Source organism: Desulfovibrio sp. MES5, assembly GCF_002237645.1.
Classification (GTDB): domain Bacteria; phylum Desulfobacterota; class Desulfovibrionia; order Desulfovibrionales; family Desulfovibrionaceae; genus Desulfovibrio.
In genome coordinates this window covers 74,724-97,069 of record NZ_MJUZ01000041.1, presented here as the reverse complement: position 1 = coordinate 97,069, position 22,346 = coordinate 74,724, and the positions used below count along the sequence as shown (strand labels likewise).

Below are 22,346 nucleotides of genomic sequence, written 5' to 3'. Positions count from 1 at the left end.
GGCTCTGGATCAGGCGGGCTGGGAAAGGCCGCCCGCTCACGAAAGAACCTGTTGCGCCAAAAGCACAAGAGTTTCGCCTGGGAATATGGCCGACCGTTAACTGATCCGTTCAAATCCTTATGTAGACAGAAAGGGCGCTTAAAAGCGCCCTTTCTTTGTCTGTGTCCAGGGATGAGGTAGGCTCGCCTGGTTCTGATTTGCTATAAAAATGAATCTGTTGCCCGCTTGCTATCCCTGTGACAAATAGTCCGTAACTTCCTTGAAAGCTGCCTTTCCGCCCAGCAGCACGCCTCCATATCCTCCGCCCGGCGAGCCCCAGGCGCTGGCAAGATACACGCCCGGCACCTTTGTTTTGTTGGGCAAACGGGTCATGAAGGAGTTGTCGACACTCTGGTTGTAGCCATAGAGCGCGCCACCCGGATTGAGCGTGAAGCGGTAATTGGTCAATGGCGTGGAGCTTTCGCTCATGATAATCATGCTGGACAGACCGGGAATGGCCAGCTTTTCGGCCTGAGCGATGAGCAGGTTGGTCAGTTCCTGTTTCTTTTTGTCATAGGCAGGGCTGTTGCCCGCCAGATAATCCGCCTCCATCTCTTTCCATACGTCTTGCGAGCAACTGGCCACTATGCTGAGGCTCGTGCAGCCCTCTGGAGAAAATCCCTTCTCCAGATTGTCGTAAACCATGAGCGAAAAACCTGACTTGTCAAAATTGGCCTGCATGGCTTCCTTGTAATTGGCGTCCAAGTCCACGCTGGCGTAGTAGGAAACTTCGGGGTACGGGAACTGTTTGGTAATGTCCCGGTCAAGTCCAAGCCACACGATGACGCTGCCGGGGCTGAAGGAATAGGTATTCAGCTTGTCGCTCTCTTCTTTGGCAACGCTTCCCTGCGGCAGGAGCTTGTTGAAAACCTGCGGCGCGCTGGCGTTGCACACCACGGCCTTTGCCTTGAATTCCCGCCCGTCGGTGGTTTTGACGCCTGCCGCTTTTCCATTGGCAAGCACTATGGATTCAACCCTGGCTCCATAGCGCACTTCGCCGCCAGCAGCCGTGACAACCCCGGCCAGCGCGTTTGACAATGTTTGCGACGTGCCCTTGATATAGGAACCGCCGCTTTCAATGTAGTCGCCCGTGGGTTCCAGGTAATAGAAGGCCGAGAGGCGCGAAGGCGGCAGGCCGTAGTAGCTGCAGCTTTGCCCCAGAAGAGCCTTGAGCCGGGGGTCATGTATATGAGCGTCAAGAAGCTGCCCCACCGTCTTGTCCCTGATGTCCCACAAAGTGGGGAACAATTGTGGGAAGCGCGCCTCGTCCGATGCGGACAGCCCTTTGGCCAGAGCCGCAGATTCATCCATGACACGTTGCCACATCCCAAAATAGTCATTCAGGCCCTGGCGCTCGGCCGGGAACATGTCCGTCATCTGCCATTTGAACCCTTCAAGGCCGCATTTGGCGGGAATATCCACCGCCAGATCAGGGAAGCGTGAAGACCATGCGTGCGGATGGTCGATCAACTCCAGCTTGTCCCAGATGCCGAGGTCATCCAATAACGCCTTGGTATCTCCAGATCCGAGCACGGAAGAATGCAGAGAAACCTCGCACAAAAAATCACCCTTGTCCGACCCGCGCAGAAAAGACGTGGCATAGCCCCCGGGCACATCATACTGCTCAAGCAACAGTACCTTGAATCCATTTTTTGCCAGATAAGCAGCGCTGGTCAATCCTCCCAAGCCCGCTCCTACAACAATGGCATCGTAGGCGCCATCTTCTGTTTTTGGTGCTGCTCCTGCGAATTTCCATCCTACCAATGAGCTAGCAGCTGCAATGGCGGATAATTGAAGGAAAAATCTTCTGTCCATAAAAACTCCTAGCGTAATATTGGTATGATTGAATGGTATAAGAAATGCGTCGCATGTCAACAATTAGAAACATGAAATATATTATAAAAATAGTATGTTATGGGATGTATTCGCCTAAATTAAAGAGATCTGATCCTGATGCGTCACGTTCTTGCATGGCATGAAATCTGTTCAGATCGCTGTTGTAAAAAGCCGTGCTGACGTTCAAGATGTAAGTGGCGTACAATGCCTGGCGCACAGCATTCCATAGTAGATTATTCCGCCCATAAGTTAGTGTTCATGGCAGGGGAGCACACGAATATAACAAAATATGTTCACTCAGATTTTGTGGCGGCAAGCCAAAAATGAAAAAAATGAATCTGCACTGGCTTGCAAAAAACAGTTGCAAGAGAGCGGCAAGCCCAGGGAAAGTGCGGCACAATGAAGGGGTATGAAGCGGGCAGGGCGGTCAATGCCCTGGGGCGATGTCCGACAAAAAACGCAAATAAAAACCCCTTTGGGCAAAGCCTCAAAGGGGTATTGGTTCTCTTGGGTGGATTGTGGGATAAGTGGGATAAAACGAAAAGATAAGCAGAGTTGCGCAGGCGTAGCCTGCCGTCAGCCTCCGGACTGCAGAATAAGCATTTGGCGGAGACGTATAGGGGTCGAACCTACCACAGACCGTAAAGCCTGCCACCGGTTTTGAAGACCGGGCGCCACACCGGTGACGAAACGTCTCCGCATAATTCCCTGTATGTTAAGCGAAAATGAAAAACCCCGCAAGTGGCAGGGCGCGATCTTTTCAAAGTGTCTTTTTGCCATTGCCAAACCATAAGCAGGCATTATATGTGAAAAAAGGTAATGCCGGTGAGCGTGGAGTCCGTCCATTTGACAGCGGCTACGTGCAGGTAGTATTTCTCTGCTTGCGTGGGCCTATATCTGGGTCCTGGCCGCGCGTTGCTGCGCGCGGAAAACGTAATGGAGGCAATGTTGAACCAGATGAGTCGCAACCTGATGCTATGGGCTATTATCGTCCTGGCGATGGTTATGCTTTTTAATATGTTCCAGCAGCCGCAGGGCGTAATGCAACGGGTGCCTTATTCAGACTTTCTGAATCAGGTCGAGGGCGGGCAGATACTGTCTGTTACGATGCAAGGTCACACGCTCACAGGTAAAACATCAGACGGCAAAACTGTTCAGACATATGCTCCGCAGGATCTGGGGCTCGTCAACCGCCTTATTGAAAAAAAGGTGGAGGTCAAGGCAGAACCGCCTGAAGAACAGCCCTGGTATATGACCCTGCTGGTTTCGTGGTTCCCCATGCTGCTTCTTGTGGGCGTGTGGATTTTCTTTATGCGCCAGATGCAGGGCGGCGGCGGCAAGGCCATGAATTTTGGCCGTTCCAAAGCGCGTATGCTCAGTCAGGACAGCGCACGGGTCACTTTTGCCGATGTGGCCGGGATCGATGAGGCCAAGGACGAACTGGCCGAAGTTGTGGAGTTTTTGTCCAACCCCAAAAAATTTACCCGCCTTGGCGGGCGCATTCCCAAGGGCGTGTTGCTTGTGGGGCCTCCAGGCACGGGCAAGACCCTTCTTGCGCGAGCCGTGGCTGGTGAGGCGGGGGTTCCCTTCTTTTCCATTTCCGGTTCGGACTTTGTGGAAATGTTTGTGGGCGTGGGCGCTTCGCGCGTGCGCGACCTTTTTGTGCAGGGCAAGAAAAATGCCCCCTGCCTTATCTTTATTGACGAAATTGACGCCGTGGGCCGTCAGCGCGGAGCTGGGCTCGGCGGCGGGCACGACGAACGCGAACAGACCCTGAACCAGATGCTGGTTGAAATGGACGGTTTTGAAAGCAATGAAGGCGTTATCCTCATTGCCGCCACCAACCGTCCCGACGTGCTGGACCCGGCCTTGCTGCGCCCCGGCCGTTTCGACCGTCAGGTGGTCGTGCCCACGCCCGACCTGCGTGGCAGACGCCGCATCCTTGAAGTCCACACCAAGCGTACGCCCCTGGCTGGCGACGTGGATCTGGACGTTCTGGCGCGCGGCACACCCGGTTTCTCCGGCGCGGATCTGGAAAATCTGGTCAACGAAGCGGCTTTGCAGGCCGCCAAGCTGAACCAGGACAGGCTGGACATGCACGACTTTGAATATGCCAAGGACAAGGTGCTCATGGGCCGCGAGCGTCGCAGCCTTATCTTGTCCGATGATGAAAAGCGCATCACCGCCTATCATGAGGGTGGCCACGCCCTGGCGGCCCGTCTGCTGCCTGGGTCGGACCCGGTGCACAAGGTCACCATCATCCCGCGCGGCCGCGCCCTTGGCGTGACCATGCAGCTGCCCGAAGAAGACCGCCACGGCTATTCGCGTTCATATCTGCGCAATACCCTTGTGGTGCTGCTGGGTGGCCGTGTGGCTGAAGAGCTTATTTTTGACGATATCACCACCGGCGCTTCCAACGACATTGAACGCGTCACGCGCATGGCCCGCAAGATGGTGTGCGAGTGGGGCATGAGCGAAGCCGTCGGCACGCTGGCCATCGGTGAAACAGGTGAAGAAGTCTTCATCGGGCGCGAATGGGTGCAGAACAAGAACTTCAGCGAAAGCACCGCGCGTCTGGTTGACTCTGAAGTCAAGCGCATTGTCGATGAAGCGCACGAGCGCTGCAGAGAACTGCTCAAGGACAATGAAGAAGTACTGCACCGCATTGCGCAGGCCCTGCTTGACCGCGAAACCATCACGGGCGAAGAGCTTGATCTTCTGTTGGAAGACAAGGAACTGCCGCCTCTGGACAACAATGGCAAGCCCATAAAGTATTCCGAAGCGCCGAGCCGTCCCAATAAAGGCAGCGGAAATGGCAAGAGCGGCGATGTCGCTGATGCTGCTGGCGCTTCTGCCAGCAAGCCTGCCGAGTTCACGCTTGAGCCTGACCCGGTGGACGGTTCCGTTGCGCCGCATGAAGCGCCCACATCGGCCGGGGGCGTTGAACCCCAGTCCGGCGAAGCCGCAGACCAGAGCGATAAAGACGACAACAAGCGACAGCAGTAATGAAAAATGCATTCCCGGAGGCGTCGGTAGAGGACGCAACCTGGTACGTTAAGGGGGGGCGGGCGTTAAAGACGCCTTCCCCCTTTGGCGTTATGGGCATTGTCAATCTTACGCCAGATTCCTTCTACGATGGGGGCGTGCACCACATGCCGCCCGCCGGTCTTGAGCATGCCCTGACCCTGATTGAGCAGGGCGCGGACATTCTGGATCTTGGCGCAGAATCCTCACGGCCTGGCGCGGCCGAGTTGCCGCCGGAGGCAGAAATACAGCGCCTTGCGCCCGTGCTTATGGGACTGCGCCGCCATGCCCCCTGGACAACCGTTTCGGTCGATACCTACCATGCGGCCACAGCCGCGGCTGCTCTGGATCTGGGGGCGGTCATAATCAACGATATCTCAGCCTGCGCCTTTGATCCCGGTCTTTTGGACGTGCTTGTGCAATACAAGCCGGGCTATGTGCTCATGCACAGCCAGGGACGTCCGGAGACCATGCAGCAAAACCCTCGCTATGATGATGTCCGGCGTGAAGTTCGGGAGTTTTTTGAGCGCAACCTTGCACGTCTGGTACGGGCAGGGCTGCCGGAAAACCGCATTGTGCTTGATCCTGGCATAGGGTTTGGCAAGACCCTGGCGCACAATCTCGAACTGCTGGCTCACCCTGAAGACTGGCTCGGCTTTGGAAGGCCCGTACTTATGGCCCTGTCTATGAAGTCGGTCTTCGGCGGCCTGCTGTCACTGCCGCCGTCGCGTCGCGGCGCCGCCACCGTGGCTGCCACGGCGCTTCTGTGGGCCAGGGGCATATTCTGGCACAGGGTGCACCATGTGGCTGAAGCCAGGCAGGCGCTTGCGGTAGCCACAGCTTTTGGTGGATCATAACTCATAATAATCATTGCTCAAACAGAGTAAAAGCATGGCATGCGTCCGCGGTCATTCACAAACAACATTCAATGCCGTGCGAAAATCCGGAACCTTTTTGACGGTATTCGTGACGAGCCTGTGCTGCTGTCTGATTGCGGTGTTTTTTCTTGTGCAGCGTCGGGCGCAGGTGGAATTCTCCCGTCTGGAAAACATCATCCTGGCGCAAAGGGATGATCTGAGGGCGGATCTCTCCGGCCTGCTTTTCAAAGCGCGGGCCCTGGCCGCTCTTGTCGTCCATAATGACGGGCAGGTGGCCGGTTTTGACGACGTTGCCCAGTATCTTTCCCATACCGAGCACATGGATATCCTGGGTGTGGCTCCTGCCGGGGTCATCTCCTATGTGTATCCCCTGAAGGGGCATGAAGCCCTGTTGGGAATGAACCTTCTCGATCCCCCGTATGGTGAAGCCACTGTCGCTTCACGCAGTCATGAGGACATCAGTGTTTTCGGCCCGCTGCAACTGCCTGACGGCACGAAGGCGCTGGTGGGGATTCTGCCGGTGTTCTTGAAGGATGGCGACGGTCAGGACAGGTTCTGGGGTATGGCCTTCATTGCGCTCAAGTTCCCGCAGCTACTTGATGTTGCCGATCTTGACCTGATTGAAAAGCAGGGTTTGAGCTATGACATCCTGTACTTCGATCGCCAGAAACATGAGTGGATGTCCATTGCCGCCAGTGCCCGCCCTTTTGATGAAGACGCGCCGCACATGAACATGCCTTTACAGATTTTCGACGCCAACTGGCAGTTTCGCATCTCCTACAATGAAGCATGGCACGGATTTTTTGAAAACTGGTTCTATATTTTTTCCGCCGCGCTGCTCAGCCTTTTGCTTGCCTCGCTTGCCCAGAAAAACCGGGACCTGGCCGAAGCCCACTGCCGCCTTGAAGAAATGGTGTATAAAGACACGCTTACCGGCGCCTTCAACAGGCGCGGGCTTTTTTATACCATGGCGGCCCGTGCGGTGGAAGAACAAGGTGAAAAATTCATATTGTATTACTTAGACTTAGATCGCTTTAAAGCTATTAATGATACCTATGGACATAAAGCTGGCGACCGAGTATTGCAACATTTCGCGGCTGTCATACAGTCCGTCGCGCCGCCAGGCAGTGTGTTTGCCCGCATGGGCGGCGACGAGTTCATTCTGGTGCTGTTCAGCGGGTACACAGATGCGCAGATGACTGCCGCGCTGGACAGGGCCGCCGCAACCCTGGCAAACGGTCTGCCCGACGAAGGGCTGGACGAGCCTATCATTTTCAGCGTGGGCAGGGCAGGCTATCCTGAAAACGGGAAGACGCTTGACGAGCTGCTTTCACGGGCCGACAAGGCCATGTATCTGGATAAGGAACGCCGTCGGGGGCATACGCGGCAGGTCGCCCGGTAGGGGTGCTCCGCAGGCTGTCGTTCAGGCGAAAATGTGTGAAAACGGAAGGGACGAACTGCCCGGCGTCATGGCCTGGCGGGCGCGGCCATACAAGTTCTGATATCTTCAGGTCAAGGATCATAAACGGTGCTGGACAATATACCCATTGAATGGCGCGATCTTCTGGATATAGGCGTGGTCAGCGTGCTTTTGTACCAGCTTATCCAGTTGGTGCGCGGCTCGCGCGCCCTGGCTGTACTAACCGGCCTTGGCGTGCTGACCCTCCTGTTCTTTTTTGCCAAGGCCATGGGGCTGTATACGCTGAACTGGCTATTACAGCATATCTTCAGCTCCCTTTTCATTCTTATTGTGGTCATTTTTCAATCCGACATCCGGCAGGCCTTGGGCGAAATGGGCACACGACGTCTGTTCCGCCGAAAACAGCTTTTGAAAGACGGTGTTGAAGAAGTGGTCATGGCCTGCGTGGAAATGGCCCGCCTGCGTGTGGGCGCTCTTATTGTGGTTGAGCGCAGCATGCGCCTTGGCGATATGATCAAGCGCGAAGGCGTGCGCGTTGACGCGCAGCTTTCACGTCAGCTGCTCATGAACATTTTTTATCCCAAGGCCCCTCTGCACGACGGCGCTGTGGTCATCAGCAACGGCAGACTTATGGCCGCCGCCTGCATCCTTCCCCTGGCCGAGGCCAAGGGGCAGAGCTTCGGCACCCGCCACAGGGCGGCTCTCGGAGTAACCTTAGAAACTGACGCTGTAACCATTGTCGTTTCAGAAGAGCGGGGCGAAATTTCTGTGGCCATGAAGGGCGAACTTATGCGCGCCCTGGATGCCACCCGTTTGCGTGAGGTTCTCAATGAAGTTCTTTAGTTCCTCCCGGCGTTCGCCGCACCTTATGTCCATGCTGGTGGCCGTTCTGGCTGCCGTGAGCATGTGGTACGTGGTCAGCGTGCGTGAGCGCGTTGAAGCACAGCTTGAAGTCACTCTGGACTATTACGGCATACCGTCCAACCTCGTGATCACCGATGGCCTCATAAACAAGGTTCTGATTCGTCTGCGCGGGCCGGAAACCCTGTTGCGATCCGTGACGCAGGGCAAGCTGATTCAGGCTGTTGACCTTTCCCATATCAAAAAGGGCGTTACTGTGGTGCCCCTGACCGCCGAACATCTGGGTCCGGGCTTTCGCGCCTTTGAGCTCATAGACGTGCAGCCGCCCCGCATTGTGGTTAAGGCTGACAACCTGATAGAACGCTCGGTGCCTGTTCGTGTCGCTGTGGGTTCGTCCCTGAGCAACGGCGCGCTGACGGTGGAAAACGTCAAAGTCAGCCCGTCCAATGTGGTTTTGCGCGGGCCCGAGGCCGTGGTGGAAGACATCACCAGCGTGCCTGTGTCCATTCAGGCGGACGCCAAGGCCGCCGGCAGCACTGTGCAGCAGGTGGTTACGCTGGACACGCCGGGACTCGTCACCCCTCTGCCGCCGACGGTCAAGGTGCAGTACAGCATCACAAGCGGCCGCTCTGAGATAACCCATAGCTGCAAGGTGGAAATTCTGGCTGAAAACCGCCGTCAGTACACGGTGACGCCAGCGGAAGTCACCGTGCACATTGAGGTGCCGGAGGCTCTGGCCAAAAATGCCCAGTATCTCAAGCAGCTGGAAGCCACGGTCAGCCCGCCCGATATGGTGGAAGGGGAGAGCCGCAAGGTTGAGATACGCTTTCGCCTGCCGGAGGGCATGACGCTCTTGAACCCTGGCACAGAAGAAGTTACGGTAAGCCGGAAGAAAAAATAGCCCGGCCTCCCGGCAGGTTGCAGGGGGTTGGAGGCCGCTTTGCGGCCTGAAGGAGATGGCATGGCCGATCGTCTTTTCGGCACCGATGGTTTGCGCGGTACGGTCAATAATTATCCGATGACCGTGGATGTGGCCTTGCGTCTGGGTCTGGCCGCCGGGGTGCGCTTCCGGCGGGGGCAGCATCAGCATAAGGTGGTTATCGGCAAGGACACGCGCCTTTCGGGCTATATGTTCGAATCAGCCCTCACGGCCGGTCTGTGCGCGGCGGGTATGCAGGTCATCATGACCGGGCCGCTGCCGACGCCCGCCATATCGTTTCTGACGCGCAGCATGCGGGCGGATCTTGGCGTGGTTATCTCGGCTTCGCACAATCCTTTTCATGACAATGGCATCAAGTTTTTTGACGCCGATGGCTACAAGCTGCCCGACCTGGCTGAGGATGAAATATCGGCCATGGTGCTGGACGAAGGCTTCTCCTGGCCCTATCCCGATTCCCGCGGCGTGGGCCGGGCCACCAAGATCGAGGACGCCGGCGGCCGGTATATAGTGTATACCAAGAGCTGTTTTCCGGCGCATCTGACGCTGTCCGGCCTCCGCATTGTGGTGGACTGCGCCAACGGCGCCAGCTACAAGGTGGCCCCCCTGGCTCTTGAAGAGCTTGGAGCCGAGGTCTTCCGTATCGGTACAAGCCCTGACGGCACCAATATCAACGAGCATTGCGGCTCCCTCCATCCTGAAGTGGTGGCCGCCAAGGTTCGTGAGGTGCGGGCAGACGTGGGTCTGGCGCTGGATGGCGATGCCGACCGTCTTATCGTTGTGGATGAGCGCGGCGTTATTCTGGACGGCGACCAGATCATGGCCCTTTGCGCCCAGGCCATGATGGCCAGGGGCGAGTTGCCGGGCAATCTGCTGGTGGCCACAGCCATGAGCAATATGGCCCTGGAAATCTTTATGAGCGAGCATGGCGGCCGCCTTTTGCGCACCAAGGTGGGCGACAGGTACGTCATGGAAGCCATGCGCCGTGAAGGGGCCATGCTCGGCGGCGAACAGTCCGGGCATCTTATTTTCCACAAGTACAGCACAACGGGCGACGGCCTGCTGGCCGCCCTGCAGATACTGCGCATCATGCGCGAAAAAGAGCGCCCCCTTTCCGAACTGGCTGGCCTGCTGACGCCCTTTCCGCAAAAGCTCATCAACGTGCGGGTTGAAAAGCGTCTGCCCTTCGAAGAACGCCCGGCCATTGGCGAAGCCGTGGCACAGGTGGAGAAGGAGCTGGGCGGACGCGGCAGGGTGCTTTTGCGCTACTCCGGCACTGAAGCCCTCTGCCGTGTGATGGTGGAAGGCGAAAATGCGGACAAGGTGCGTGAATACGCCGAAGATCTGGCGCAGGTGGTTGCGCGCGAGCTGCGTTAGAACGTTTTTTCCTTAAAAAAGGGCGCATGCTCTGGCGCTGCATGTGAGTGCAGCGCCAGCCATATGGCGCGGTTCTGCCGAAAATCGTATTTTCGGCAGAATGCCAAATTGAGATATGAAGCATTTGATAGGTAATCTGATCCAGAGCCGGTCAACGTTGAAAAAGGCTTTTCAAAGCTTTTGGCGCGCCCGCAGCGGCGCGTAACAGCGCGGCCAGGCGGCGTTTACGCCATTACGGCGAGGTTTTTACATCGTTGTCGGCTCACAGCGTCGCCAGCGCAATGGCAACGTGAAACAGCGCTGACGGCGGGCGGAATTCTGGTTATTTTGAGCAGGCTACGAATGAAATGGATTGACTGCTCTGCAGGGATTTTCAGGAAAACCCTTGCCACGAAATGCGAACAGGCAGGCTTTTGCCTGCCGTACATGCGCATTTCAAGTGTTAAATGCTCTAGTTGTCAGGCCACTGTGCCCAAAAATGGAACGGCGCAGCGGATTTGCCGTGGATGCCGGGATGGTGCGGCGGCCCCGCATCGGTCGTGGTTGCCTGCGACGCAAGTTTCGCATCCCTATGATCCGCGCCGCTGCACTTCGGTTGTTGCATCCGTTCCAGTTTTGACCGAATATATAGCAAGCTAAACAAACAGCGGAGGCGAGCATGAAGGATATTCGCAAGGTTATTATTCCCGTAGCCGGATGGGGTACGCGCTCATTGCCTGCGACCAAGAATATTCCCAAGGAAATGCTGCCCATCTACAATAAGCCTGTCATCCAGTATGTGGTTGAGGAGGCCCAGAAGGCCAATATCCAGGACGTGATCTTTGTAACCAACCGCGACAAGAGCGTTATTGAAGACCATTTTGACTACAACCTGCAGCTGGAATCCGTGCTGGAACGCGCCGGAAAGCTGGACAAGCTTGCCGAAGTGCGCCAGGTGGCTGAAATGGTCAACATCATGTCCGTGCGCCAGAAAAAGCAGCTTGGCCTTGGCCATGCGGTGCTCTGCGCGCGCGAGCTTGTGCGTGATGATCCCTTTGCCGTCATGGTGGGCGACGACCTCATGTTTGGCGGAGTGCCCGGCATCGCGCAGCTTATTGAAGTGGCCATGGCGGAAAAAATGCCCGTCATCGGCGTTATGGAAGTTCCGTGGGAAAAGGTCAGCCGCTACGGCATCATCGAAGGCGATGAAGTGGCCCCCGGCGTGTTCAGGGTCAAGAATATGGTGGAAAAACCCGCCAGAGAAAAAGCGCCTTCCCGCATGGCCATTGTGGGACGCTATGTGCTTACTCCCGATATTTTTGACTATCTTGAAAAAGTCACCCCTGGCCATGGGGGTGAAATTCAGTTGACCGACGCCCTTCAGGCTCTGGCTCAGGACAAGGGCATGATGGCGGTGCGTATGTCAGGCATGCGCTTTGACGCTGGCGACTGGGCCGAATTTTTGACGGCCAATATTTATTTTGCCCTTCAGGATGAAGAATTGCGCTACGATTTGCTGAATCTGCTCAAAAATTTTGTGCAATTTCACTAGGATAGTTTTATTGGGGGATGTTTTGTGGGGGAGGGACCCTTTTGCAAAAGGGTCTCCTCTCACACGCCCCACGCCCTAAAACTCTTATGGCATTTCAGCATAGCACAAAATGTTTTTAAATCCGAAACTGGGGCGCCAGAGACGACGCCCTCCAGGCATCACGCCATTTCAGAGTGTCTCTACTCAAAACATTTCACCTTGAAAAATCTCTGGCGTCTGTGCGCCGTCTGACAGGGCGCAGTGTGCCCCAGTAGATGACTGCCTTTCATTTATTCTCCATCGGGCCGTGATTTTTGCGGCCGGGGGAGGCTTGCTTTCCCCCCGGTATTGGTTAACTCTGCCCCACATGTACGCCAGCATCGCTCTTCTGAGTCCCCCATACGCTACCCTGAGCTACGCTCTGCCGCCGGAATTTCCTCAGGATTTCTGGCGGCCCGGCCTGCGTGTGGCCATACCCCTTGGGCGGGGCGAAAAGGCCGCCCTGCGCGCCGGGGTGGTGCTTGAAACCAGCGACAACCTTGATTTGCCCGAGGGCGTGGCCTGCAAGAGCGTTTGCTGGCCCCTTGAAGAGCAGCCCCTGCTTACAGCCGATCTTTTGGCTCTTGCCCAAGACCTCGCCCTGCGGCAGGCGTTGAGCCCCGGGCATATCCTTGGCCATGCGCTGCCGCAGGGCCTGCGTCTCACGCGGGTGCGGCTGCGGCTCCTGCATGAAAAGGGTGCGGCCTCATGGCCGCTGGCCCGCATCCGTGGGGCGGATGATGCCATGCGGCGCGAGCTTGCGCAGGCTTTGGCCCAGGGCGCGGCAAGACTGCTGCCCCCAGGATCAGACGCTGCCAGCGAAGAATTTTGCGTCCTGCGTGTGGACCCGCCCTGGCCAGTGCGTGCTTCGGCGTCGCGGCAGCTGGAGGTGTTGGAATATTTGCTTGAGCACGGGGCCGTGAGCCGTCGCAATCTTACCCGTGCCCTGGGGCAGGGCGTCAGCACGCCCTTGCAATCTCTTTTGTCTGCGGGGCACGTTGCGCTGACGCGGCAGGACGCCGAAGATGAAGTGGAAGCCGTGGAGCAAAGCCTTTTGCCGCCTCCGCCCGCGCCCTTTAGCCTCAATGACGATCAGGCCGCTGCCTTGAGCGACATGAAGGCCGCGCTTGAGGCGGCCCAGCGGGAAAAAAAGGCGGCTTCGCGCCTGCTCTACGGCGTGACCGGCAGCGGCAAAACCGCCGTATATCTTGATCTGGCCCGAGCCTGCCTTGCGGCGGGCAAAAGCGTGCTCCTGCTCGCGCCGGAAGTGGCGCTGGCCTACAAGCTGCGGCGTGACGCCAGTTGCGCTTTGCCGGACGTTCCGCTTTTTTTCCATCACGGCTATCAGTCGCCGGCCCGGCGTGAGGCGACATACAGGCAACTGGCGGCCCGGCAGGAGCCCTGCCTTGTGGTGGGCACGCGCTCGGCCCTGTTTTTGCCTGTGCCGCATCTGGCCTGCGTGGTGCTGGATGAGGAGCATGACGCATCCTTCAAGCAGGACGAGAGTCTTGCCTACCAAGCCAAGGAAGTGGCCTGGTTCCGCATGGCCCAGACCCACGGTCTGCTGGTACTGGGATCGGCCACGCCCGATCTGAAAACATTTCACGCTGCGGAAAGCGGCTTGCTGCCTGTGCTGCGTCTGCCCCGGCGCGTGGGCGGGCGCGACCTGCCCCCGGTTGAACTGGTGGACATCAGTTTGCTTTCACCCGCCGCCACGGCAGAGGGCGGACTTCTGGCCCCGCAGAGCGAGCAGGCCCTGCAGGCGGCCATCAGCAGGGGAGAGCAGGCTGTGGTTCTGCTCAACCGCCGTGGCTACGCCCCGCTCATGTACTGTCTTGACTGCGGGCGCACGTTGCGCTGCCCGCACTGCGAAATAGGCCTGACCTACCATAAGGGACGCGAAAAGCTGGTCTGCCACTATTGTGGCTACTCCCGGCCATTTCCGTCTCCCTGCCCGGAGTGCAAGGGCATGAATTTTCTGCCCATGGGTGAGGGTACAGAGCGCCTTGCCGAGCGCCTGAGCGTGCTGGCAGGCGGGCCTGTGCTGCGTCTGGACAGGGACAGCACGCGGCGTCCGGGGCGGATGGAAGAGATTCTGGCGGCCTTCGCCCGGCAGGAATCCCCCATTCTTGTGGGCACGCAGATGCTTTCCAAGGGGCACCACTTTCCCAACGTGACCCTGGCGGTGATTGCAGACGGCGACCTCGGGCTCAACCTGCCCGACTACCGCGCGGCAGAGCGCACGTTTCAGTTGCTGGTGCAGTCGTCCGGCAGGGCGGGGCGGGGCGACAAGGCCGGGCAGGTGCTTATCCAGACGCGCGACGTGAACCACTACTGCTGGCAATATGTGCGCGAGGCCGATTATGAGGGGTTTTACGCCGCTGAACTGGCCCGCCGCAAACTGCGGAAGTATCCGCCCTTTGTGCGCCTGGCGCTCATCCGCATTTCCCACGCGGTGGAGGACAGCGGCGGCGCGGCTGCCCTGAGCGATCTGGCCGCCGCCATGCGTGGCAGGGCGGCGGAGCTTGGCCTGCAACTGCTGGGGCCTGCCCCTGCGCCGCTGGCCTTGCTGCGGGGCCGCCGCCGTTATTCCTGCCTTGTGAAAGGGCAGGATTGGCAGGCCATACGCGCTCTGTATTTTTTTGCCTCAACACAAAAATCTACCAAAAACCTACGACTTTTTCTTGACCTTGATCCTGTAAATATGTTGTGAATGGCAATTGCATTTTGCAGGCTGTTAGTGGGGCTGGCCGTCTTCCCGTACCGGGAACCAGGACGGCTGTTTATCCAGTGTTGTCCGCCCGTCTGAGGGCAATTTCAAACCGTTCGCAAGAATGGCTTGTCTGGCGGCGTCTGGTGAGTTCTTGAGTACAGGCCGTTACGGCTCAAGGCACAGGGGGGAAGGATGAAGGTTTTTCGCGCATTGGCGCTGTTGCTGGCGCTGGTTTTCTGCTGTTCGGCCACTGTTCGGGCCGAGGGTTTCGCGCTCAATGAATGGAGCGCGCGCGGCGTGTCTCTTGCTGGCGGCCTCATAGGGCGCGCCGACGATGTTTCCACCCTCGCCTACAACGCGGCGGGCATAACCCAGGTACCCGGCACCCATATTATGGGCGGACTGGCCTTCATCGCGCCTATGGGCACTATTGTGGCCGATTTGGACGCAGGCGGGACAAAGTACACCTCCACCAAGCCCGATGTGTGGATAGCCCCGCATGGCTTTGTCAGCCACCAGCTGAATGACAATGTCTGGCTGGGGTTTGCCTCCTTCAGCCGTTTTGGTCTGGGCAATTCCTTCGACAGCAATTGGGTCGGCAAATACAATATGTATGACATCGGCCTGAAAACCATGTCCTTTGTTCCCACTCTGGCCTATAAGGTCAATGACACGCTTTCCCTGTCCGTGGGCGCTGAAGTCATGAACGCCCATGTTTACAGGGGCAACAAGATTCCTACTTACAATCCCTCTGTGTCTCCTAGGATTTTTGATAATGACTTGCAGCTTGAAGGCAGCGGCTGGGGGGTTGGCGCGCACCTTGGCATGCACATGCGCTTCAATGACCAGTGGTCCATGGGACTGTCGTACAAGAGCCAGGTTACGCTCAATCTTTATGGCGACGTGGATTTCAGCTATGAGGGAGGCAACTATCTCCCCCAGGCAGGCAATCTGCCGGTGGCCCGGGACCGCGACGCCAACGCCACCTTGCAGCTACCCGACTCCATCGCCTGGGGTCTTTCATATAAGCCACTTGAAAATTTGAGTTTTGAAGTGGGCACGGTCTTTACCCGCTGGTCCACCTATAATGCCCTGAACATTAACATGGGCAACGACTATTCCTCGGTCAACAACAAGGAATGGCGTGACGGCTGGAATTTCAACGGCAGCGTCGAGTACAAGCCTCTGGACTGGTGGAGCCTGCGCGCTGGCGTCGCCTATGAAACCCCCGTGGTTAATGAAAGCTACAGCGACTACATGATGCCCACCAATGGCCGCACCATCATGAGCCTGGGCACTGGCGTCACCTGGAACAACTGGACCCTCGATCTTGCTTATGCCCATTTGTGGATCTACCCTGTGGACTATGACACTACCACGTCCTCCGGCATCCATACCGGTGGCATCAAGGGCGGGCACTCTGAAAATGTGCAGGCAAACATTTACATGTTCTCGGTAGGATACACGTTCTAACGTACATTTTTTTTCAAAGCGCTGCTACGGCCCTGAAAGACCGTATCAATCTGATTGAATATTATGCCCCGATCTGGCGCTGCCAGACCGGGGCATTCTTTTTTTGGGCTTTACTCAATCGCCATAGTCGTGTGAAACTGGAGCAAACTGCCTTTGCGGATACACGCTCTCAACTGTTTGGAAAGCCCGCATCGGCGCGCATCAGCGCAAAATGCCGTGTTTGCGTCCCGAGGGCGAGTTTCAGGCCTTGGAGCCGTCAGGCAATTTCAGGGTGAACCGGCTTTGGCCGTGTCGTGAGGTTGATGACGGCAAAAGCAGGCGCTTTCAGGGGGCGTTGCCGCATGGCTGTGTTTTTTGCATTTTCTACGGTCGTTGGCTGCACGGCGTAATCCCGCGTTTCAGATGATGGATAGCGCTGGCGACCACGCGCAACCCAAAACCAAAAGGATGATGTTGCCATGAGAAAGCACGTAAAAGCCAATGTCAGCTGGGTTGGTTATATAGACTGGGAATTGAAACACTTTCACGGAGACGAATATTCCATCATCAATGGTTCAAGCCAGAACGCCTATCTGGTTGAAGAAGAAAAAACCGTACTCATTGATACGGTATGGGCGCCGCATCGGTTTGAGTTTATTGAAAATCTTAAGTCAGAAATTGACCTCGCAAAACTTGACTGCGTGGTGGCCAATCACGGTGAAGTGGATCATTCCGGCGCGCTGACAGAGCTTATGAAGGAACGCCCTGATTTGCCCATTTACTGCACGGCCAATGCCGTTAAAAGCCTTGAGGGGCAATACGGAAAGCACGGCTGGAATTTCAATGTGGTAAAAACCGGCGATACCCTTGATATAGGCAATGGCAAAAAGCTCGTATTCGTCGAAATGCGCATGCTGCACTGGCCTGACAGCATGGCGACCTACCTCACCGGAGACAATATACTTTTCTCTAATGATGCCTTTGGTCAGCACTTTGCCGTTGAAGGGCTTTTTAACGACAAGGCCGACCAGTGCCTGCTTGAAAAAGAGGCAATGAAATACTATGCCAATATCCTGAATCCCTTTTCTACCTTTGTGACTAAAAAACTTGAAGAAATTACCAGTCTGAACATTCCCATAGACATGATAGCCCCAAGCCATGGCGTCATCTGGCGCGACAACCCCATGCAGATTGTCAAAAAATACGCACAGTGGGCGCAGGAGTATCAGGAAGACCAGCTGACCATTGTTTACGATACCATGTGGGAGGGCACCACGCGCCTTGCGCACGCCATTGCGGAGCAGGCGGGGAGGCTCAGCCCTGATACAGAGGTCAAGGTATTCAACATCTCCAAAACAGACAAAAATGAAATCATGACAGAAGTGCTCAAGTCCCGGGCCATAGCCGTGGGGTCGCCAACGGTCAGCAGCACCATTTTGTCCAGCGTGGCTGGCTGGTTGCACTTCCTGGCTTCATTAAAGTTCAAAAATAAAAAGGCCGCTGTGTTCGGTTGTTACGGCTGGAGCGGCGAGGGCAACAAGGTGCTGCGCGAAGAGCTCACCAAGGCGGGATTTCAGGTTGTGGACGAAAACATACGTTCGCAATGGAACCCGGAAAAAGAAGATCTTGATAAAAGCGAAGCCATTGTAAAGGCATTGCTGACATAGGCCGCAACGCAGGACTGGGTGCAGCGGGGCTGTAGCCTTGCCACCCGGATTCGAGGTCTGATTTCTACGGCCGGAGCGTGCGCGCCCTGCGGTTCATATGGTCTGAGGCCAAACGGTTTTGCGCCGGATATATGCATATCCGGCGCACATTCATGCTGTATGCCCTGTTCTGGACACCTTCAACGAGGATGCCGGGCCAGCCGTAGGGCCTCTTCATAGGCAAGCGACGTTGCCATGAGTCAGCAGTGTGGCTGCGTGGCAGGCGCTCGCCGTGGGTGCGCTAGCGCAGCCTGTCTGCGCCGGGACGCGCTCAAGCGGGCGCCTTCAATGTGTGCGAAGGCCTGTTCGCATAATCGCTGCGCCCTCATAGCCACCGCGTGAAATGTCCTGGCGGCGGGCGCGGATATCACCACAAAGCGCAAGCACAGTCAGTTCGCGCTGTCACGCGCCATGACCGGCGTGCCTCAAGTCTTGAGAATGGCATTCCCAAGGCCAATGCGCCAAAACTTCCTCCAGGATCAAACCGTTACGCCCGAAAGTTCAGAGTTTGCAACGCAATCGGGGTAATTTTGAAATGTTTCACATTTCAAAATCGGCGTTTAAAAATGCCATTTCAGGCAGAATCCACGCCACGTAGCGGCGTGCCGCACTCTCGTGCAGCATTAAAGCCTCTACTCTTTTTTTAAAGGTAAAATGCTCCAGGGCGCTTCAGGGGCGCACCAGTATCTTGATATGCTGGTCCTTGTTGTTGATGAGCTCCAGAAAACCTTTTTCAAGAATGTCCTTGAGTTCAATTTTGCCGGTGATGAGGTTTTCGGCACGGATGGCGCCCTTGGCCATGAGAGCGGCCAGACCCTTGAAGTCGTCCAGCGTGTAGGCCAGGGTGCCCATGACGCGCTTGTCGGTGCCGCTGAGGCTGAAGAAGTTGAAGGAACTGGGTTCTTCAAAAATGCCCACAATAATCGCCAACCCCGTGTTGCGAAGAACGTCAATGGCCAGGGGGCCGGTCATTTTGTTGCCGATGCATTCAAAGGACACGTCCGCGCCTGATCCGCCGGTGAGTTCCTTGATGGCGGCCACCGGGTCGCATTCCTTGGGGTTGATGATGACGTCCGCTCCGCATTCTTTGGCTTTTTCAATGCGCGCCTTGGACATTTCCACCACAATGATCTTGCCTGCGCCTGCGGCTTTGGCGGCCATAATGGTGCCGAGGCCGATGGTGCCAGCGCCGAGCACAACCACGGTACGCCCCAGTATGCTGCCGGCCATGCGCACGGCCTTGAAGCCCGTGGCCAGCGGTTCCATGACGGCTCCGGCCTCGGCGCTGACGCCTTCGGGCAGAACGTAGCACAATTCGGCGGGCACGTTCACATAGGAGGCAAAGGCCCCGTCATTATGCAGGCCGGTAAAGGCCAGTTTTTCGCAGACATTGTAACGCCCTTCGCGGCAGGGCTGGCATTCGCCGCAATGCTGACAGGCATCGGGGGCCACCATGTCGCCTACCTTGATGTCGGTGACGCCATCGCCCACGGCAACAACCTTGCCGGTGAACTCATGCCCCAGGATCACGCTTCCCTGTTTGCCGGTGAGCGGGTGGGGAGCGTTCACAGGAATAAAGATGGGGCCAGCCAGGTATTCGTGCAGGTCAGACCCGCAAATGCCGCACCACTCGACCTTCACCTGCACCCAGCCGGGGGCCGGAGGGGAAGGAAGAGGCACCGTTTCAACCCGCACATCTTTTTTGCCGTGCCACACTGCGGCTTGCATGCTCTCTGCCATAACGACCTCTCTCGTAAAAGGGTGTATGATGCCCTTTCATTTGCACAGGTCGTGCCTTAAAGATGGCAGTTGGTGCGGATTTTTCGTAATAAGGCCGGGAGGCGGCGTACTGTCTCGATAGGGAAAAAATGCACATGTTGATTGTCATACCATGCGCATGATTGTTGTTCCATGCCCGAACACAATTCGCCCTGCGCTGTGCTGGTATGGAACAACCTGAACGCCGCTCCGCCCGGAATTCCGCTATGCGGATTACCGGGCGGAGCAGAAAACCGGCGGAGCAGACAGCAAAGAAAGATGCGCTACAGCGGGATCAGTTGCAGTGGTCTATTTTGCGAAGCTTCGCGTAGAGCGTGTTGCGCCCTATGCCCAAAGCCTTGGCCGCCTGCAGCATGTTTCCCTTGTAGTGGGCCAGGGCGGCCTTGATGGCGTGGGCCTCAATGCTGCCCAGGTTGAACTCCGTCATGCGGGGCAGGGCGGCCATGGTGCAGTCGCCGCCGCCAGCGGTCTGCGGCTCATGCCGGGCATGCAGGGTGGCGGGCAGGTGTTCGGGAAGGATACAGCCGCCCTGGGCCATATTGACGGCAAATTCCATGCTGTGCACAAGCTGGCGCACGTTGCCGGGCCAGGCGTAGTCCTCCAGAATGCGCAGGGCCTCGGACGACAGGCCGCCAAAAGGCTGGCCGTAGTTGCGGCACAGTCGGCGGCAGTGGTGTTCGGCAATGAGGCCGATGTCGTCCTTGCGCTCGCGTAAGGGGGGGATCTCAAGCGCCAGCACATGAATGCGGTAAAAAAGGTCCTGCCGAAAACTCCCTGAAGCCATAAGCTGATCAAGATTCCTGTTAGTGGCCGTGATAAGCCTGAAATCCACCTTGATATTCTGTTTGCCGCCCACACGGGTTACGCAGCGCTCTTCCAGCGGGCGCAGCAGGTTGACCTGCATTTCCAGGGGCATTTCCGAAATTTCATCCAGAAAAAGCGTGCCTTTTTCGGCCAGTTCGAACTTGCCGGGGCGGCCTTTTTCCGCTGCGCCGGTAAACGCGCCTTTTTCATAACCGAAAAGTTCACTCTGAATAAGTTCGCGGGGCAGGGCGCCGCAGTTGACTGCCACAAAGGGGCCGTCAGCCTGTACGCTGGCCTGGTGGATGGCCCTGGCGAAAAGCTCCTTGCCTGTGCCGGTTTCGCCGTACAGCAGTATGGCTGCCGGGCTTTGGGCCATATGCCGGGCTCTGGCCACAACGCTGGCCATTTTTTCGCTGCGGTACAGAATGTCGCCGAAGGGGCGGGGTTCTTCATGGCGGCTTCGCTGGACGGGCGACGGCAGAATGCGGGGGGCATCGGCCTGCAGGGTGATTATGGAATGGCGGTTTCCAGCGCCGCTGGCCATAAAGGACACGAGTTGGGCGTTGAGTTCCGGGTTTGCCGTGCAGTGCAACGGTATGCTTTCGGCATTGTTCTGTCGCCATTGCGCCTGCGCGGGGCTGTGAAAAAACATGTCGGCCCGGCAGTCGCGCAGATCGCCCGTATACCGCAGCATGCGGGCGGCGAGGGTATTGGCGTAGCTTATGCGCCCCTCATCATCCACCATGAGTATGCCTATGGGCATGGAACTGAACAGGGTGTTCAAGAGGCTGCGTGACTTGTTTTCCATAGTGGCCAGCGAGGCGTTGAGCAGCAGGCGCTCAATTTCGCGGGCAGCACCCATGACCAGCCACAGGGCATGGCTGTGGTCGGCGCTGGTGGGGCCGGAAATGTCAAAGCAGCCCCACAGGTCGCCAAATGGCGTGAAAATGGGAGCCGCTGAACAGCCCCAGGACTGGTGGCTGTTGCAAAAGTGTTCCACCCCCATAACCTGTGCGGGCGTGCCGTCATTAATGGCCAGACTGATGGCGTTGGTGCCCACGCTGAGCTCGGACCACACGGCTCCGGGCCCGAAATGCAGGCGGTCGGCCTCAAGCAGAACTTCCTTGCTGCCACAGGTGCGCAGGATGCGCCCCTCGGCGTCAGCCACTGTGATAAGCAGCCCCCTTCCCTTTATCTGATCGTATATCTGCCGCTCCACATCTGCCGCGAGGTCAGCATAAATATCAGCCAGCGGCTCTATCTGGGTCATGGGCGTGAACTCGCAACATCGGGGCAAAAGGGGGTCGACGCCCATGTTGCGGCAACGCTGCCAAGATGCGGCGATGGGCCGGGGAAGTGTGGGGTCGTCGATATGGCCTGTTCTGATGAATGTTTCCCAGACATCCCGCTTTTGCTTGCCGCTAGAGGAGCCGCCACCGAGCAAAAGCCCGGGGCGTGGGGATTTGGATGATCCTCTGGGTTCCTGCCGCATTTCAAAAACATCACCGTTGCGCTGCAATACGTACATACCCTTCTCCTCTAGCCGTGCTCGCGTGGCGTAAACCGCCTGCGGCTGGCCGCACCGTGGCCTGTTCCGCGCGACCGTCACGCGCCTGGCCAATATGGTCTGGCGCGCCCACCACATGTGACGGCTTTGTGTACGCTGGAACAAATCTAGTTGGGGTAAGTAATACCTTAGTATTTTGAAAAAATGAATAGGGTTTTCGCAGGATTTTACTAGATAACTACAACTATCATGGCAGGATTATGTCATGTTTTTATATTGAAGTGTCCTGTATTTGGTATCCTGTCATGTAAATATGTTCCATTATCGAACACTTTTACTGTGTATTGGTGTTGGTAAATAAAATTATATTTAATTTTAGCATGTTATAAAATGGCATCAGAGTTGCACCACTTGGACAAGATCAGCAAATGGATGGGCCGGGTCGGGGCTTCTGCCGGAAGAAG

Annotated in this window: 13 protein-coding genes and 1 tRNA gene; 10 read left to right on the top strand and 4 right to left on the bottom strand. The window is 57.1% G+C overall.

Annotated features, from left to right (window positions below; genetic code table 11):
- Positions 1-228: 228 nt before the first annotated feature.
- On the bottom strand, positions 229-1,854 hold the full coding sequence (locus BCS36_RS10810) for an NAD(P)/FAD-dependent oxidoreductase (protein WP_291302902.1): 1,626 nt from the start codon (positions 1,852-1,854) through the stop codon (positions 229-231).
- A 625-nt stretch (positions 1,855-2,479) separates the two neighbouring features.
- Positions 2,480-2,573: transfer RNA gene (locus tag BCS36_RS10805), tRNA-Sec, on the bottom strand.
- A gap of 250 nt (positions 2,574-2,823) precedes the next feature.
- On the opposite strand from BCS36_RS10805, the gene ftsH reads away from it, so the two are divergent.
- From ftsH to BCS36_RS10755, 10 genes are all read left to right on the top strand, one after another.
- The gene (gene ftsH / locus BCS36_RS10800) at positions 2,824-4,881 is read left to right on the top strand and encodes an ATP-dependent zinc metalloprotease FtsH (RefSeq protein WP_291302979.1); all 2,058 of its coding nucleotides are present in this window, start codon (positions 2,824-2,826) and stop codon (positions 4,879-4,881) included.
- Complete coding sequence (gene folP, locus BCS36_RS10795; protein WP_291302901.1) at positions 4,881-5,756, top strand: dihydropteroate synthase; 876 nt, start codon at positions 4,881-4,883, stop codon at positions 5,754-5,756. Before ftsH ends, folP begins: the two co-directional genes overlap by 1 nt.
- A 76-nt stretch (positions 5,757-5,832) precedes the next feature.
- The gene (locus BCS36_RS10790) at positions 5,833-7,179 is read left to right on the top strand and encodes a diguanylate cyclase (protein WP_291302900.1); all 1,347 of its coding nucleotides are present in this window, start codon (positions 5,833-5,835) and stop codon (positions 7,177-7,179) included.
- A 126-nt stretch (positions 7,180-7,305) separates the two neighbouring features.
- Complete coding sequence (gene cdaA, locus BCS36_RS10785) at positions 7,306-8,040, top strand: diadenylate cyclase CdaA (RefSeq protein WP_291302899.1); 735 nt, start codon at positions 7,306-7,308, stop codon at positions 8,038-8,040.
- Positions 8,027-8,959, top strand: coding sequence for a CdaR family protein (locus BCS36_RS10780; RefSeq protein ID WP_291302898.1), 933 nt, complete (start codon positions 8,027-8,029; stop codon positions 8,957-8,959). Before cdaA ends, BCS36_RS10780 begins: the two co-directional genes overlap by 14 nt.
- A 60-nt stretch (positions 8,960-9,019) precedes the next feature.
- Positions 9,020-10,372, top strand: coding sequence for a phosphoglucosamine mutase (gene glmM, locus BCS36_RS10775; RefSeq protein ID WP_291302897.1), 1,353 nt, complete (start codon positions 9,020-9,022; stop codon positions 10,370-10,372).
- A 658-nt stretch (positions 10,373-11,030) separates the two neighbouring features.
- The gene (gene galU / locus BCS36_RS10770) at positions 11,031-11,903 is read left to right on the top strand and encodes a UTP--glucose-1-phosphate uridylyltransferase GalU (RefSeq protein ID WP_291302896.1); all 873 of its coding nucleotides are present in this window, start codon (positions 11,031-11,033) and stop codon (positions 11,901-11,903) included.
- A 346-nt stretch (positions 11,904-12,249) separates the two neighbouring features.
- On the top strand, positions 12,250-14,634 hold the full coding sequence (gene priA / locus BCS36_RS10765; protein ID WP_291302895.1) for a primosomal protein N': 2,385 nt from the start codon (positions 12,250-12,252) through the stop codon (positions 14,632-14,634).
- Positions 14,635-14,826: 192 nt separating this feature from the next.
- Positions 14,827-16,107 (top strand): OmpP1/FadL family transporter, encoded by a 1,281-nt coding sequence (locus BCS36_RS10760; protein WP_291302894.1) that lies wholly within the window; start codon positions 14,827-14,829, stop codon positions 16,105-16,107.
- Between the two features lie 458 nt (positions 16,108-16,565).
- Positions 16,566-17,753 (top strand): MBL fold metallo-hydrolase, encoded by a 1,188-nt coding sequence (locus BCS36_RS10755; RefSeq protein ID WP_291302893.1) that lies wholly within the window; start codon positions 16,566-16,568, stop codon positions 17,751-17,753.
- 708 nt (positions 17,754-18,461) lie between these two features.
- Here BCS36_RS10755 and BCS36_RS10750 read toward each other — a convergent pair.
- Both BCS36_RS10750 and BCS36_RS10745 read right to left on the bottom strand, forming a co-directional pair.
- On the bottom strand, positions 18,462-19,532 hold the full coding sequence (locus BCS36_RS10750) for a 2,3-butanediol dehydrogenase (RefSeq protein WP_291302892.1): 1,071 nt from the start codon (positions 19,530-19,532) through the stop codon (positions 18,462-18,464).
- Positions 19,533-19,845: 313 nt separating this feature from the next.
- The gene (locus BCS36_RS10745) at positions 19,846-21,903 is read right to left on the bottom strand and encodes a sigma-54-dependent Fis family transcriptional regulator (protein ID WP_291302891.1); all 2,058 of its coding nucleotides are present in this window, start codon (positions 21,901-21,903) and stop codon (positions 19,846-19,848) included.
- Between the last annotated feature and the right edge of the window lie 443 nt (positions 21,904-22,346).